Below are 15003 nucleotides of genomic sequence, written 5' to 3'. Positions count from 1 at the left end.
CGCCCGGGAACAACACCGGGAACACCGTGTCGAACGCGGCGCGGGTGTCTTCGAAGGCCGAGGCGAAGATGTCCTGCATCTTCTCGTCGATCTCCTCGATGATCGTGATGAGGTCGGCGCGGGTGTTGGTGAGGTCGGTGAGCTGCTCGGTGAGGAATCTGTGCCGCTGCTCGAGCGCGGCGAACTCCTCGAGCGCGAGCGGGTTCACCCGGCCGAGCTGCGCGAGCTTGCGTTCGGCCCGCGCGAGGCGGCCCTGCTGCTGCTCGCGCACGAAAGGCACACCGTCTCCCTGTTCGTCGCCCGAGGTCGTGTCGTCGGGCACCAGCTGCTCGGGCCCGTACTCGGCGACGAGCACGTCTTCGACCAGGCCGAGCTCTTCGCCCGCCCGCTCGAGCAGCGTGGAGAGGTGCAGCTTCTTCTCGTATATCTGCATCTCGAGCCCGTGCACGTTCTCGCTCACGGTGGTTAGTTTGTCGCGCAGCTCGTGGCCGTGGCGGCGCAGTTCGGCGAGTTCCTCGTTCTGGGCGCTGCGGGCGGCCTCGGCGGTCGCGAGTTCGAGGCGCGCGGCCGACACCGAACGGTCGACCGAGTCGAGCACGGCGGGCAGGGCGGCGATGACGCCCTGGGCCGACCGCACCTGGCGGCGGCGGATGACGGCGCGGCGGGCGGCCTCCTCGGCGGCGGCACGCTCGGCTTCCAGTTGCGCCGCGAGCTGGGTGGCGCGCAGCTGCTGCGCGCGCACCCGTTCGCGGGCGGTCTCCACCTGCAGGCGCGCCTCGATCTCGCGCTCGCGTGCGGCGTCGAGCTCGGCGTCGATGCCCTCGCGCGCACCAACGTCGAGGATCGGCCGTGGCCGCGACTGGGCCGTCTCGAGTTCTTGCTGCGCGCGCTCGACGGCACCGACGGCATCCGTCACCGCGTCTGCGGCGAGCGCCAGTCCGCGTTCGAGCCGCTCCGCCTCGGCCTCCGCGGCCTCGACCTGCACCCGCGCGCGGTTCAGGCGTTCGGTCTGGGCGGCGAGCTGCGAGTCGAACTCGCGCAGGCTCGCGAGGGCGCGCACCGACTGCTCTTTGGCGACCTTCACCGTGCCGCGCTGTTCGGCGAGGGTGAACTGAGCGCGTTCGATGAGCGACAGCACCTCGGTGAGCCGGTGTTGGGCGGCGTCGCGGTCGGCGACGAGTTCAAGGCGTGAGCGCTTGGCGCCCGACCCGCCCTTCAGCACGAAGCGGCTGAGCACGTCGCCCGACGTGGTGATGATGGTCAGGCTCTCGGATGCGCCCTCACCGGCCCCCTCCCACACGTCACGCGCGACGTCGAGATCGTCGGCGATCACCACGTTGGCCAGCAACCCGAGCACGCCGGCGGGGGCCGTGACGACACTGTGGGCGGTCACGGCGCCCGCGGGCAGCGCCCCCGCAAAACCGTGCACAGAGCCCAACCCGGCGACCACGAGCTCCACCCGGCCGAGTTCGCCCGCCTGGGCGTGGGCGAGGGCGTCGATGGCGGCCGAGCGGTCGTCGGCGAGCACGGCGTCGGCGAGCGATCCGAGGGCCGCGGCGATGGCCGCCTCGTAGCCGGGCTGCACCCGCACGTGCTCGGCGACGAGGCCGCGGATGCCGCCCAGACGCGCGGCGACGAGGGCGCTCGAGCCGTCCTTCTGGTCGAGGGCGAGCGAGAGGGCGCCGACCCGGGCACCCAGGGCGTCGCGTTCGCGTTCGTGGCCGTGCAGTTCTTCGCGCAGCCGGTCGATGTCGGCTTCCGCAGCGACGACTTCGGCCTGGGCGGTCTGATAGAGCGCGTCGAGGTCGGTCTCGCTCGCGTCGCTCAGCGTCGCGGCGCCCTCGATCTCGACGAGGTTCGCCGCCGCCACCGAGCCTCGTTCGCGGGCGGCGTCGAGGGCGTTCTGCTGGCGCAGCACCTCGCCGCGCACGGCGGCGAGCCGGGAGGCGGCGGTGGCGGCCTGGCCGGTGAGCTTCGAGATCTCGAGGTCGTGGCGGGAGACGAGCGAGCTCTGGTGGGCGATCTCCTCGTCGAGCGCGTCGAGGGTGGCGCGCGCCTCGACGGTGGCCGCCTGCGCCTCGCGCCAACCGGTCTCGGCGTCGCCGATCGTCTCGGTGAGGCGCTCCGCCTCCTCGCGGGCCTCGGCGACCATGGCCGGGGTCACGCCGGGCGCGGATTCGGCGACCTCCGACTGCTGGCCGAGCAGCGAGAGCCGCTGGTTGGCGAGCGAGTAGAGGTTGCGCAGCCGCTCCTGCACCGATTCGAGGCCGAACGCCACGCGTCGGGCCGCGTCGACGGCGTCGCCGACCTGCGCCTGTTCGAGCCGGTGTTCGCGCAGCTTCGCCTGGTCGAGCTGCTCCTGCAGCACGATGCGCTCGGTCTTGCGCTCGCTCTCGCTGCGGCTCGACGCCGTGATCGCGGCGCGCAGTTCGACGACCTCGTCGGCGAGCAGGCGGGCCTTGGCGTCGCGCACGATGCTCGCGATCGACTGGGCCTCCTTGGCGATCTCGGCCTGGTGCCCGAGCGGCTTGAGCTGGCGGCGGATCTCCCCGGCGAGGTCGCTCAGCCGGGTCAGGTTGGCCTGCATCGCGTCGAGCTTGCGCAGGGTCTTCTCTTTGCGGCGGCGGTGTTTGAGGATTCCGGCGGCCTCTTCGATGAAGCCGCGGCGTTCCTCGGGGCTCGCCCGCAGCACTGCGTCGAGCTGGCCCTGGCCGACGATCACGTGCATCTCGCGGCCGAGACCCGAGTCGCTCAGCAACTCCTGCACGTCGAGCAGGCGCACCGACGAGCCGTTGATGGCGTACTCGCTTCCGCCGTTGCGGAACAGCGTGCGGCTGATCGACACCTCGGCGTACTCGATGGGCAGCGCGCCGTCGGAGTTGTCGATCGTGAGGATGACCTCGGCCCGGCCGAGCGGCCCCTTGGTCGAGGTGCCGGCGAAGATGACGTCTTCCATCTTGCCGCCGCGCAGCGTCTTCGCGCCCTGCTCACCCATGACCCAGGCCAGCGCGTCGACGACGTTGCTCTTGCCCGAGCCGTTGGGTCCGACGACGCAGGTGACGCCGCGTTCGAAGGCGAAGGTGGTCGGCTGCGCGAACGATTTGAAGCCCTTGAGGGTGAGGCTCTTCAGGTACACGAGCCCTCCCTTCCGGCCTAAAGTCTGGCTCAACGGTACCGGATCGCCGCGTTCGCGCCGGTCGTGCCGCGCCCGGAGCGTTGTGCTGCCGTCTCGACTGAGCAGAGACTGGGTTCATGACACCCACCTTCACCGTCGAAGAGCTCGTCGTACCCCAGACCATCGACTCGCCCAACGCCGCCGACTTCGTCGAGACCATCGAGCTGCGCAACCTCGTCGAGGCCCTCGCCTACGGCACGCACGAGTTGGAGATGACCGCCGTCGAGACCCTGCCGTTCTGGCTCGACCACGAGAACTCCCCGCACCGCCTCTTCGGGGTGCGCGTCGACGAGCGCCTGGTCGGTCGCGGCTTCTACGAGGCGAACGTGGTCGAAAAGGCCGGCGACCGGGTGGCGTGGGTCACGGTCGAGGTGCTCCCCGAGTTCCGCCGTCGCGGCGTCGGCACGGCGATCGCCGACGTCGTCGAGCGGGCGGCGCGAGACGACGGCCGCGACCGGCTGCTCGTCTACGCGGCCTCCCCCGACGGTCCGGGCGAGCGGCTCGCCGCCGTCACCGGTGCCGGTTCGGTGCCGCGCGACAACGAGGAGGTGCGGTTCCTGCTCGCGCGGGGCTACCAGCTCGAACAGATCGAGCGGGCGAGCCGACTGCCGTTGCCGCTCGACGACGGCGAACTGCGCGCGGCGTTCGCCGGGGCATCCGCTGCTTCTGGCGCCGACTATTCCGTGCACTACTGGACCGGCGCGACGCCCGAGCGCTGGCTCGACGACCTCGCGCTGCTCTACACGCGCATGAGCACGGATGCGCCTTCGGCGGGACTCGAGGAACCCGAAGACGTGTGGACGGCGGCGAGGGTCTCGGCCGACGACGAGCGCCACGCGGCGAGCCCGCGCACCTCCCTCACGGCGGCGGTCGAGCACGTACCCACCGGACGCCTGGTCGGTTTCACCGTGCTGTCGCTGCCGTCCGACACCGCGCGCTCGGTCGGCCAGTTCGACACTCTCGTGCTGCGCGAACACCGCGGCCACCGGCTGGGCATGCTGCTCAAGGTCGCGAACCTGGCCGCCCTGCACCAGCACCATCCCGGCTACCCGTCGGTGATCACCTTCAACGCCGAAGAGAACCGGCACATGCTGCGGGTGAACGAAGAGCTTGGCTTCGTGCCGATCGGCTACGAGGGAGCCTGGAGGAAGCGGCTGTCGTGACCGCCTTCTCGATCGGAGAGCTCGTGATCCCTGCGTCGATCGACGCACCGGACGCCGGCGACTTCATCGAGATGACGCGCGTGCGCAACCGGGTCGGCGTGGAGGTCACCGGCTGTTCCGACCTCGCCGTGCGGCCGGACGAGCTGCTGCCCAGCTGGCACGCGCAGGCCTTCGAGAGCAAGCGGATGCTCGTGGCCAGGGTCGCGGGACGCATCGTCGCGCGGGCGGTCATCGAGCTGCCGGTCGGCACCCCGCTGGCCTGGATCGCCGTCGAGGTGCTGCAGCGCTTCCGGCGGCACGGCATCGGGTCGGCGCTGTACGAGCGGGTCGAGGCGCTGGCGGCGGATGCGCGGCACCCGGTGCTGCAGGGCTTCGTCATCCAGGGCGCGAGCGACTCGGTGGAGCGCATCGTGGCGCCCACCGGCTTCGGCTCGGTGCCGCGCGACGACGACGCATCGCGGTTCCTGCTCGCGCGCGGCTTCGCCCTGGAACAGGTGGCGCGGATGAGCCGGCTCGCGTTACCCGCGGACGGGCCCGCGCTGCGGCGCCTGTTCGCCGGCGCCACAGCCGACGCCGGCATCGACTACCGGATGCACTACTGGGAGGGCCGCACACCGCCGCAGCACCTGCTGCGGATCGCCGACCTGCGCGGCCGGCTCGCCACCGACGCGCCGCAGGGCGGCCTCGAACCCGACACGTCGCCGTGGACCGTCGAGCGGGTGCGGGCGGAAGACGACTACCTCGAGGCCAGCCCGCGGGTGCGGCTCACCGCGCTCGTGGAACACCAGCCGACCGGAGAGGCGGCCGGTTACACCGAGCTCGACGTTCCGGCGGAGACCACGCGCGCGGTGACGCAGGGCGACACGATCGTGCTGCAGGAACATCGCGGGCACCGGCTCGGCATGCTGCTGAAGACGGCGAACCTGTTGCGTCTGGAGGAGGTGAAGCCGCGGCATCCGTCGGTCTTGTCGTTCACGGCCGAGGAGAACCGGAACATGCTGCAGCTGAACGACGCGCTGGGCTTCGTGCCGTGGGGCTACGAGGGGGCGTGGAAGAAGGTGCTCAGCTGAGTCCGTCGGGCGTGTCCGGGCAGAACTGGTCGAGTTCGGCGAAGAGTTCGATGATGTCCTCCCCGCCCAGAGTCGACGGCCTCGGTGACCAGTTCTGGAACGGCCAGCGCGCGACGAAATCGGCGCGGATGGGAGGCTGCGCCTCTACCTCGTAACCGTTCTCGTGGTAGCAGGGCAGCACGAATCCGGTCCAGTAGTCGTAGAGGTATCCGGCCTGTGCGTCGGTGAGCGCCGCGGGCGGCACCGGCGGATTCTGTGCGAGACAGACGTAGTCGGACATGGCATTCTCCTCGGAGATAAGACCATCCGACATACACGCCCGGGCGCCGGCGCCGGTGGTGTCGGCGACAGTCACCGCGGGACGCACCGCCTCTGGGTACGACCGTGTCACCAGTTCCCAGCGGCAGTCCTGGAAGCGCGTGATGAAGTCGGCCGTGCGTTCGGGCGTCATGGGTTCACCCTCGGGCACTTCGCCGAGCGTCTTAGCGACTTCGCCCTGGTCGATTGCGTACGGCTGGGCGGTCTTCGTCGGCGCGGCAGCACCGGGTTCTGCGAGAGTGCACCCCGCCAGCGCGAGCAGCACGAGCGCGACTGCGGGCAGCATTCGAGGGCTTCTCATCCTCGAACGATAGCCGGGGGTCGCGGCGCTGCGCATCAGACTTTCGACTGAGTGGAGCTGCCGCGACCTGTCACTAACTGGGCACCAACGACCGCCGGCACCCCGTTTTGTGGCAACTCGTGAGACTAGATCTTCGCCGAGGCGGCGTCGAGGGCGGCTATGTCGTCCGCCGTCAGCTCGAGCGGCGCGGAGGCGATCAGGTCGGGCAGCTGTCCGGTCGTGCGCGCGCTCGCGAGGGGCGCGACGACGCCCGGCCGGGTGCGCAGCCAGGCGAGGGCCACGGATGCCACGGCTACCCCGCGCTCGGACGCCACGGCATCGAGCGCCGCCAGCACCCCGAGGCCGCTCTCGTTCAGCAGGCCGCCGATTCCGCCGCCCCGCGGCGACTGGCCGAGGTCGTCGGCCGTGCGGTACTTGCCGGTGAGGAATCCGCTCGCCAGCGCGTAGTACGGCACGACGCCGAGGTTCTTCGCGGCGACGATCGCGCCGAAGTCGCTCTCGAACGGCTCGCGATGCACGAGGTTGTAGTGCGGCTGCAGCGCCACGGGAAGCGCGAAGCCGTTGCGCTCGGCGATGTCGAACCACTCGGCGACCCGCGCCGCCGTGTAGTTCGACAGGGCGATGTTGCGCACCTTGCCCGCGACGACCAGGTCGTTGAACGCCGACGCGGTCTCCTCGAGCGGGGTCGACGCGTCGTCGAAGTGGGCGTAGTAGAGGTCGATGTAGTCGGTTCCGAGGCGGTCGAGCGAGGCGTCGGCTGCAGCGATGACGTTGGCGCCGCCGAGTCCCTGGAACTCGGGGTGCTGGCTCACCTTCGTGCCGAGCACGATGGAGTCGCGATTGCCGCGGGCGGCGAACCAGCTGCCGATGATGGTCTCCGACTCCCCACCCGAGTTGCCGGGCACCCACGACGAATACCCGTCGGCGGTGTCGACGAAGTTACCGCCGGATGCCACGAACGCGTCGAGCACGGCGTGGGAGGTCTGCTCGTCGGAGGTCCAGCCGAAGGTGTTGCCGCCGAGCGCGAGCGGGAAGACGTCGAGGTCTGAGTTGCCGATTTTTGTCATGCGAAGGGCAACCCGCTCGGCGAACCGGCTATTCCGCGCTCAGCGCACGGGCTCAGCGCACGCGCTGGCAGAACGCGCAGAAGTGCGAGCCGCGGTTCATGAACGACACCCTCGTGATGGGCCGACCGCAGCGCGGGCACGGCTTTCCCTGCTGCCCGTAGGCGTTCAGCGAGTGCGAGAAGTAGCCGCTCGCCCCGTTCACGTTCACGTACTGCGCGTCGAAGCTCGTGCCACCCTCGCCGAGCGCCTTCGCCAGCACGAGGCGCACCTCGGCGAGCAGCAGCTTCGCGCGCGGCCGGCTGAGCGTGGACGTCGGCTGGTCGTAGTGCACGCGCGCCGCCCAGAGGGCCTCGTCCGCGTAGATGTTGCCGACTCCGCTGAGCAGCGTCTGGTCGAGCAGAGCCCGCTTGACCCCGGTGTTGCGCCGCGCAAGCCGGGCGAGAAACCCCCGGTCATCGAACAGCGGGTCGAGCGGATCGCGGGCGATGTGCGCGACCTGACTGGGCACGAGATCGCTGGGCGCATCCGGGGTCTGCACCAACCGGTCGATCGCCATCGATCCGAAGATGCGCTGGTCGACGAAATTGAGGCGCAACTGGCGGTGGAACGGGTGATCGAGCTCGATGCGGATACGCGTGAGCCTGTCGTCGGTCTCGCGGTCGCGCAGCAGCACCTGCCCGCTCATGCCGAGGTGCACGACGAGGGCCTCGGGCCCCTCACCCTCGGTCCCCGGGCCCGTCGAAGCGCCCAGCGGCAACCACAGAAACTTGCCCCGCCGCTCGGCCGACACGATGCCGCGCCCGGTGAGGCGGTCGACGAAGTCTTCGGAAGGGCCGGCGTGCCGGCGCAGCGAGCGCTCGTCGAAGACGGTGACGGATGACACGGTCGCCCCGCTCACGGCCGGTTCGAGTCCGGCCCGCACCACCTCGACCTCGGGAAGTTCGGGCACCCTAGTGGGCTTCGCGCGAGAGCTGAGTCCACGCGTCGAGAGCCGCGGCGACCTCGGCCTGCTTCTTGCTCGAGCCGACGCCCGTGGCGATCTCGCGGTCCTGCAGCAGCACCGTGGCCTGGAACCGCTTGAGGTGGTCGGGCCCGCTGTCGACGATGACGTAGCTGGGCGCGCCGAGATTTCTGCGGGCGGAGAGCTCCTGCAGGCTCGTCTTCGGGTCCATGGTGGCGCCGAATCGCTCGGGGTCGGCCAGCAGCGGGGCGATCAGCCGGTACACGAGTGCTGTGGCCTCTTCGCCGCCGCGGGAGAGATAGGCGGCACCGATGATGGCCTCGACCGTGTCGGCGAGCATCGACGACTTATCGCGGCCGCCGGTGAGTTCTTCGCCGCGGCCGACGCGCAAGTATTGCCCGAGCCCGATGAACCGGGCGACCTCGGCCAGTGCGACAGTCGACACGAGGCTCGCGCGGCGCTTGGCCAGCTCACCCTCGTCGAGGTCGGGGTGCTCGGTGAAGAGCATCACCGTGACCGCCTGGCCCAAAATCGAGTCGCCGAGAAACTCGAGGCGCTCGTTCGTCGCCACTCCCCCGTTTTCGTACGCGTAGGAGCGGTGGGTCAGAGCGAGCTCGAGTAGTGCGGGCTCGATATCGATTGCCAGCAGGGACGACAAATCGGCCCGGCTGGAGTGGTTACCAGTCACGAGCCGACTCGCAGTAGTTCAAGTGGACTAAACGTCCGCGACCTTGCGGCCCTTGTACTCCATGTACAGGGGCGTGCCGGTCGAGTCTTCGACAACCTTTGCGCGGTGAGGCAGGCTGTAAACGGTCTTGCCGTTCTCGATGGTCTTCACCAGGGTGGGGGCGGTTGCCTTCCACTGGGCGCGGCGCATGCGGGTAGACGCACGCGACATCTTGCGCTTCGGTACAGCCATTAGCTTCTCTTCTCTCTCTCGGCGCTGTCGGATTTCTCCGACTCGCCTACAACATCTGATTCGGACGACTGGAACCCGGCGAGCGCGGACCAGCGAGGATCTACGATTTCTTTGGGTTTCCTGTCCGGAAAATCGGCCAGCCTTTCGCCCGTTTCCGGGTCGAGGCCTGGGCAATCCGGACGACATACCGGTTGAAACGGCAGTGACAGCACTACCGCATCCCTGACGGACGGTTCGAGGTCAATGTGATCCTCGACAACCGTGTAGTCAAAAGCTTCGTCAACAGAGTACGCGAAAAGTTCCTGAATCTCGACTTCGACCGGCAGTTCGATCTCATCGAGGCATCGACCGCACTCGCCGGTGGCGACCGAGGTGACGTCTGCGGAGACCAGGATGCCGTCGTGGAGGGCTTCGAGGCGCACGTCGAGGTGCATCTTCGCGTTCTCGGCGATGCCGATCAGGGCATTGCCGAAGGGTTCGGGTACGACCACATCGAGGTTGTGCTCTCGCATCTCACCGGAGCGGTGCATGAGGTCGTACACCGGGACGGTGAACGGGGTGGGGGTGAAGTTCGACACAACCGGCAATTCTACGTGACTGGCGCCGTCAGCGCTCGTGCGCGCACCCGATCCATCCCGCGCAATCGCCTCCAGTTGCCAAAATGACGCTCACCCGCACTGCCCGACGCCTCTTTTGGTCGCTTGTTGCGCGATCGGCGCCGGAGATAGCGCGTCTGGCGACCAAAACTGTCCCCGCCCGCCAAAGCCGCCTCGCATGGTGGCCTTCGGCGTATCCAGTCGTCACAAACTGGCCCAGTCGCACCGCGCGAACCCCGATTCACGACATCTCGCGATCCATGCGCGCCCGATCCGCCACCTGCACTGCCCGACGCCTCTTTTGGTCGCTTGTTGCGCGATCGGCGCCGGAGATAGCGCGTCTGGCGACCAAAACTGTCCCCGCTCGCGCTCGTTCGCGCTAGGCCAGTGTCGCCTCGACCGCCGTGAACGCCTCGTCGTAGATCGCCAGGGCGCGCGCGACCTCCTCGGGCGTCACGATGCACGGCGGCACGACGTGGATGCGGTTGTCGGCGGCGAACGGCAGCAGGCCCCTGGCCATGAGCTCCTTCTTCAGCTGTGCGATGACCACGCCCGACACCGGTTCGCGGGTCTCGCGGTCGTAGACGAGGTCGAGGGCCCAGAAGACGCCGATGCCGCGCACCTCGCCGATGATCGGATGCTTCGCCGCCAGCTCGGCGAGGCCGGGTGCCAGATGGTCGCTCCCGATCGTGCGGGCGTTGTCGACGATGCCGTCCGCGTCCATCGCGTCGAGCGCGGCCACGATCGACGCCATCGCGAGCGGGTGGCCCGAGTAGGTGAGCCCGCCCGGGAACACCTGCTGCTCGAACGCCTGCGCGATCGTCTCCGAGATGATGACGCCGCCGGCCGGCACGTAACCCGAGTTGACGCCCTTCGCGAAGGTGATGAGGTCGGGCACGACGGGACCGTCGTCGTCGGCCAGGCTCTGGAAGGCGAACCAGCCGCCCGTGCGCCCGAAACCGCACATCACCTCGTCGAAGATGAGCACGATGCCGTACTTGTCGGCCAGCTCGCGCACACCGCGCAGGTAGCCGGGCGGCGGCACGAGCACGCCGGCGGTTCCCGGAATGGTCTCGAGCAGGATGGCCGCGATCGACGAGGCGCCCTCCGACTGGATGACGCGTTCCAGGTGCTGCAGGGCGCGCGCGGACTCCTGCTCGGGCGAATCGGCCCAGAACTCCGAACGGTATTCGAAGGGCCCGAAGAAGTGGGCGTGGCCGCGCGCGAACTCGTTGGGCACCCGGCGCCAGTCGCCGGTGGCGACCACGGCCGCTCCCGTGTTGCCGTGGTACGAGCGGTAGGTCGAGAGGACCTTGTCGCGCCCCGTCGTCAGGCGTGCCATCCTCATGGCGTTCTCGTTGGCATCCGCACCGCCGTTGGTGAAGAAGACCTTTCCGAACGTCGAGCCGGCGCGGGCGAGGATGCGCTTGGCCGCCTCGCCGCGCGCGAGGTTGGCGTGGGCGGGCGCGACGGTCGTGAGCACGTCGGCCTGCGCCTTGATCGCGGCGACGACGGCCGGGTGCTGGTGGCCGATGTTGGTGTTCACCAGCTGGCTGGAGAAGTCGAGGTAGGTGTTGCCGTCGAAGTCCCAGACGTCGCAGCCCGCTCCCCCGGCGATCACGAGCGGCGTCAGTGCCGCCTGTGCGCTCCAGGAGTGGAAGACGTGGGCGCGGTCGAGGTCGTAGGCGAGCTGGCCGTCGGCGGGGTTCAGGTCGTTCATGATGCGTCCTTCGTGATGGATCGGGCGTTCCCTGAGCTTGTCGAAGGGCCCTTCGACAAGCCCAGGAACCGAGGTGCGGCTCAGGGAGCATTGGTGCGAGGCTACTCGCCGCCCTGCTTGAGTTCGACGGTCAGCGGCTCGAAGTCGGCGCCTTCGACATCCACTCCCTCGTCGCGCAGTTCGGTGAGGGCCTGCTCGACGTACTCGTTCGAGTAGGCGGAGGCCGGCGGCTCCTCGGTGATGATCGTCGCGCCGGTCTCGTTACTCGTCTCGAGCGCCATGGCGACGGTCGCCTCCCACGCCGCGGTGTCGATCATGCCGACGCCGCCCGAGGTCGACGGCCAGATCAGCTTGTTGACCTCGTTGGTCATCCACAACTGGTGCGAGAGCCCCAGGGTGGAGCCCGCGGCGGTCACCTGGTCGGCGGCCTCCTGCGCGTTGTCGCGAGCGAACGCCCAGCCCTTGATCGAGGCCTTGATGAACTTCACGGTCGTCTCGGCGTAGTCGGCGTCGTCGGCGAGCCGCCCGGCGTCGGCCCAGATTGCGTCCTGCAGCATCGAGGTGCCCTCCTCGTTCCAGTCGATGACGGTGAAGTCGTCGGCCGTGTACAGCTCGCCGGTCTCGGGGTCGACGGTCTCGAGCAGCTGCGCGTACTCGTTGTAGGTCATGGCCTGCGCGGCGTCGATGTCGCCGGAGAGCAGCGCGTTCATGTCGAAGTTCTGCGACACGACGGTCACCTCGTCGGTGACACCCGCCTCGTTGAGGCCGGCGTAGAGCTCCCACTCGTTGCCGTAGCCCCAGCTTCCGATGGTCTTGCCGGCGAGGTCGGCGGCCGAGGTGATTCCCTGGTCGGCGAACGACACCTGCAGGGTCGCCGAGCGCTCGAAGATCTGCGCCACGTTGGTGATATTCGCGCCGTTCTCGATCGATCCGAGCACCTTGGGCACCCAGGAGATCGCGTAGTCGACGTCGCCGTTGGCCAGCGCGTCCTGCGGCACGATGTCGCCGCCGCCCTGGATGATCTCCACGTCGAGGCCCTCGTCTTCGTAGTAGCCCTCGGCCGCTGCGGCGTAGTACCCGGCGAACTGGGCCTGCGTGAGCCACTGCAACTGCAGCTTGACCTCGGTCAGCCCCGAGGAGCCCGAGTCGCTGTCGGCGTCCGGTTCGCTCGCGCTGCATCCCGAGAGGACGAGCGCGCCGACCGCCGCGGTTGCGGCGAGCCCGAAGGTGATTCGTGTGCTGTGCTTCAACTGGTGCCTCCTGGTTGTGGATCTCTTGGGTGGGGGTTCAGGTGGGTCGGTGACGGGTGAAGAGCTTCTCGACGGCCAGCGTCGCCGTGTAGAAGACGAGTCCGACGATGATCGCGCCGACCACGAAGGCCCAGGCGCTGGCGTAGTTGCTTCCGGATGCCGCGGACGTGATGAACGACCCGATCCCCGAGCGCGGTCCGCCGAAATACTCGGCGACGACCGCGGAGATCACCGCGAGCGACGAGGCGATGCGCAGCCCCGTGAACATAAACGGGAGGGCACTCGGGATCGTCACCGTGCGCGCCGTGCGCCATCCGGATGCCGCGTAGGCGCGCATCAGGTCGCGGTGCACCGGGCGCACCTGCCGCAGCCCGCGCAGGCTGTTGATGAACACGGGCACGAACACGGCGATCGCCGCCACGATCACCCGCGCGACCTCGAAGTTGGCCCCGAACATCGTGTAGAGCACGGGTGCGAGCGCCACGATCGGCACGACGGCGATCGCGGCGATCACCGGCGCGAACATCTCGTCGAGCACGCGCACGAACGCGGCGACGACGGCCGCGATGACCCCGAGCACCGACCCGATGACCAGCCCGACGAGGGCATTGCCGCCCGTCACGAGGCTCGCCGCCACGATGCTCGGCAACAGTTCGGCGAACCGGTCGACGATCGCCGCCGGGCTCGGCAGCAGGAACGGCGGGATGCCGCCGACCACCACCGCGAGCTGCCAGACCGCGAGCAGCAGCACGAACAGCACGACGGGTGGCAGCACCCGGGTGACGAACGACGAGGCCGTCCGGTTCATCGCAGGTCCACTCCCACCGCGGGCGCATCCGAACCGTGCAGCGCCTCGCGCACCCTCGTGACGGTCTCGAAGAAGCCCGCGTTTTCGCGCAGGTCCTCTCCGCGTTCGGACGCCGCTCCGAGACGCACGTCGACGATGTCGCGGATGCGCCCGGGGCGGGGCGACATCACCACGACGCGGTCGGAGAGGAACACGGCCTCGGGTATCGAGTGCGTCACGAACACGACGGCGGCCCCGGTCTCGGCGGTGATGCGCACCAGCTCGAGTTGCATGTGCTCGCGCGTCATCTCGTCGAGCGCGCCGAACGGCTCGTCCATCAGCAGCAGCCGGGGCCGCTCGGCGATCGACCGGGCGATGGCCACCCGCTGCTGCATGCCGCCGGAGAGCTGGTCGGGGTAGTGGTCGGCGAAGTCGCCGAGACCGACGAGCTCGACGAGCTCCCTCGCCCGGGCGGCGCGCGCGGCCTTGGCGACGCCGTGCAGCTCGAGCGGCAGCTCGATGTTGGCGGTGACCGTGCGCCACGGCAGCAGCCCGGCCTGCTGGAAGGCGATGCCGTAGTCCTGGTCGAGACGGGCCTGCCGGGCGGGCTTGCCGAACACGGTGATGGTTCCCGCGGTCGGGGTGTCGAGGTCGGCGATGAGGCGCAGCAGCGTGCTCTTGCCGCAGCCGCTCGGCCCGATGAGCGAGACGAATTCGCCGGGAGCCACGGTGAGGCTCACGTCGCTGAGCGCGGTGACCGTCGCGCCCTTCTGGCTTGTGAACGTGCGGTCGACGCCCCGGACGTCGACCGCGGGCCGCCCTTCGACAAGCTCAGGGACCGAAGTGTGGCTCATGCGTGTACCTCCGCGCGACGGTACCGGCCGAAGGCCAGACCGAGTAGGGCGACGAGACCGGCGGCCACGAGGCCGAGTACGATCGCGCCGAAGATGGGGGCCCAGGGTTTGGCCGGGTCGCTCGAGGCGAAGTTCGCGAACTCGAGGATCATGCGACCGATGCCGCCGGGCAGGCCGATCGAGACCTCGGCCACGACCGTGCCGACGACGGCGTTGGCCGCGCCGAGGCGCAGGGCGGGAAGAAGGTAGGGCACGCTCGCCGGCAGACGGAGGTGCACGAGGGTGCGCCAGCGGCTCGCCGCGTAGGAGTGCATGAGTTCGGTGTGGATGACGTCGGGCGACTGCAGACCGCGCAGGGCGCCGACCGCGATCGGGAAGAACGCGAGGTACGAGGCGATCACGGCCACCGACATCCAGTTCTCCCACTCGAACGGGCCGAACTCGAGCTTCGAGCCCCAGCCTTTCACGAGCGGGGCGAGAGCGATGAGCGGCACCGTCTGGCTGAGGATCACGAGCGGCAGCACGGCCGACTCGGCGACGCGGAAACGCTGCATCAGCAGGGCGAGGGCGAAACCGACGACGAGCGCGATCAGCAGGCCGGCAGCGGCTACACCGAGACTGAACAGGGCGGCGAGGGTCACGGCGAGCCAGAGCGGCTGCGCGTCGGTCGCGCCCGTGATCGGGTCGCCCAACCGGGCGAACATCTCCCAGACGTGGGGCATCGCGAGGTCGCTGGTGCGCGGCAGCACGCGCAGACCGGAGCCGCGCACGGCTTCTTCGGCGCCGATGACCCAGCCGTCGGCTGGCCCGACGGCCTTGTAG

The 15003-nt window shown here is 69.5% G+C and carries 14 protein-coding genes; 2 read left to right on the top strand and 12 right to left on the bottom strand.

Translation table 11 applies throughout. From position 1 onward, the window contains the following. Positions 1-3136: chromosome segregation protein SMC (gene smc, locus ACLQ6X_RS07265; RefSeq protein WP_411699507.1), on the bottom strand; the 3136-nt coding region annotated here is incomplete at its 3' end. Between the two features lie 116 nt (positions 3137-3252). On the opposite strand from smc, the gene ACLQ6X_RS07260 reads away from it, so the two are divergent. Then, complete coding sequence (locus tag ACLQ6X_RS07260; protein ID WP_411699506.1) at positions 3253-4338, top strand: GNAT family N-acetyltransferase; 1086 nt, start codon at positions 3253-3255, stop codon at positions 4336-4338. Then, positions 4335-5408, top strand: a complete 1074-nt coding sequence (locus ACLQ6X_RS07255; RefSeq protein WP_411699505.1) for an N-acetyltransferase family protein — start codon at positions 4335-4337, stop codon at positions 5406-5408. Before ACLQ6X_RS07260 ends, ACLQ6X_RS07255 begins: the two co-directional genes overlap by 4 nt. Here the strand turns inward: ACLQ6X_RS07255 and ACLQ6X_RS07250 are convergent. The 11 genes from ACLQ6X_RS07250 to ACLQ6X_RS07200 all read right to left on the bottom strand — a co-directional run. After that, positions 5401-6012 carry a hypothetical protein gene (locus tag ACLQ6X_RS07250; protein ID WP_411699504.1) on the bottom strand — a complete coding sequence of 204 codons (612 nt, stop codon included), beginning with the start codon at positions 6010-6012 and terminating at the stop codon, positions 5401-5403. The genes ACLQ6X_RS07255 and ACLQ6X_RS07250 overlap by 8 nt on opposite strands. 140 nt (positions 6013-6152) lie before the next feature. Then, on the bottom strand, positions 6153-7094 hold the full coding sequence (locus ACLQ6X_RS07245; RefSeq protein WP_411699503.1) for an aldo/keto reductase: 942 nt from the start codon (positions 7092-7094) through the stop codon (positions 6153-6155). Between the two features lie 52 nt (positions 7095-7146). Next, positions 7147-8043, bottom strand: a complete 897-nt coding sequence (gene mutM, locus ACLQ6X_RS07240; RefSeq protein WP_411699502.1) for a bifunctional DNA-formamidopyrimidine glycosylase/DNA-(apurinic or apyrimidinic site) lyase — start codon at positions 8041-8043, stop codon at positions 7147-7149. Position 8044: 1 nt separating this feature from the next. Beyond that, positions 8045-8743: a ribonuclease III gene (gene rnc, locus ACLQ6X_RS07235; protein ID WP_411699501.1), complete on the bottom strand. Its 699-nt coding sequence runs from the start codon at positions 8741-8743 to the stop codon at positions 8045-8047. A gap of 27 nt (positions 8744-8770) precedes the next feature. After that, positions 8771-8974: a 50S ribosomal protein L32 gene (gene rpmF / locus ACLQ6X_RS07230; protein ID WP_097061410.1), complete on the bottom strand. Its 204-nt coding sequence runs from the start codon at positions 8972-8974 to the stop codon at positions 8771-8773. After that, positions 8974-9552, bottom strand: a complete 579-nt coding sequence (locus ACLQ6X_RS07225) for a YceD family protein (protein ID WP_411699500.1) — start codon at positions 9550-9552, stop codon at positions 8974-8976. Before ACLQ6X_RS07225 ends, rpmF begins: the two co-directional genes overlap by 1 nt. A gap of 397 nt (positions 9553-9949) precedes the next feature. Beyond that, the gene (locus ACLQ6X_RS07220; RefSeq protein WP_411699499.1) at positions 9950-11290 is read right to left on the bottom strand and encodes an aspartate aminotransferase family protein; all 1341 of its coding nucleotides are present in this window, start codon (positions 11288-11290) and stop codon (positions 9950-9952) included. Between the two features lie 101 nt (positions 11291-11391). After that, the gene (locus ACLQ6X_RS07215; protein WP_411699498.1) at positions 11392-12540 is read right to left on the bottom strand and encodes an ABC transporter substrate-binding protein; all 1149 of its coding nucleotides are present in this window, start codon (positions 12538-12540) and stop codon (positions 11392-11394) included. Positions 12541-12577: 37 nt separating this feature from the next. Next, entirely contained in the window at positions 12578-13348 is a 771-nt protein-coding gene (locus tag ACLQ6X_RS07210) for an ABC transporter permease (protein WP_411699497.1), read from the bottom strand. Continuing rightward, complete coding sequence (locus tag ACLQ6X_RS07205) at positions 13345-14181, bottom strand: ABC transporter ATP-binding protein (protein WP_411699496.1); 837 nt, start codon at positions 14179-14181, stop codon at positions 13345-13347. The genes ACLQ6X_RS07210 and ACLQ6X_RS07205 overlap by 4 nt, the downstream gene beginning before the upstream one ends. Further along, positions 14178-15003 (bottom strand): ABC transporter permease (locus tag ACLQ6X_RS07200; RefSeq protein ID WP_411699495.1); only part of this gene is annotated, 826 nt, incomplete at its 5' end. The genes ACLQ6X_RS07205 and ACLQ6X_RS07200, both read right to left, overlap by 4 nt.

The sequence above is a fragment of the Conyzicola sp. genome, assembly GCF_046714715.1.
In the GTDB taxonomy this organism is placed as follows: Bacteria; Actinomycetota; Actinomycetes; order Actinomycetales; family Microbacteriaceae; genus Conyzicola.
The sequence above is the reverse complement of the archived record's forward strand: the minus strand, read 5'-3'. Positions and strand labels throughout refer to the sequence as shown.

Excerpts from the sequence above, each read along its gene's own strand:
- ACLQ6X_RS07260 (WP_411699506.1), top strand. The coding sequence starts at position 3,253 with ATGACACCCACCTTCACCGTCGAAGAGCTCGTCGTACCCCAGACCATC.
- ACLQ6X_RS07250 (WP_411699504.1), bottom strand. The coding sequence starts at position 6,012 with ATGCTGCCCGCAGTCGCGCTCGTGCTGCTCGCGCTGGCGGGGTGCACT.
- ACLQ6X_RS07245 (WP_411699503.1), bottom strand. The coding sequence starts at position 7,094 with ATGACAAAAATCGGCAACTCAGACCTCGACGTCTTCCCGCTCGCGCTC.
- rpmF (WP_097061410.1), bottom strand. The coding sequence starts at position 8,974 with ATGGCTGTACCGAAGCGCAAGATGTCGCGTGCGTCTACCCGCATGCGC.
- ACLQ6X_RS07220 (WP_411699499.1), bottom strand. The coding sequence starts at position 11,290 with ATGAACGACCTGAACCCCGCCGACGGCCAGCTCGCCTACGACCTCGAC.
- ACLQ6X_RS07210 (WP_411699497.1), bottom strand. The coding sequence starts at position 13,348 with ATGAACCGGACGGCCTCGTCGTTCGTCACCCGGGTGCTGCCACCCGTC.
- ACLQ6X_RS07205 (WP_411699496.1), bottom strand. The coding sequence starts at position 14,181 with ATGAGCCACACTTCGGTCCCTGAGCTTGTCGAAGGGCGGCCCGCGGTC.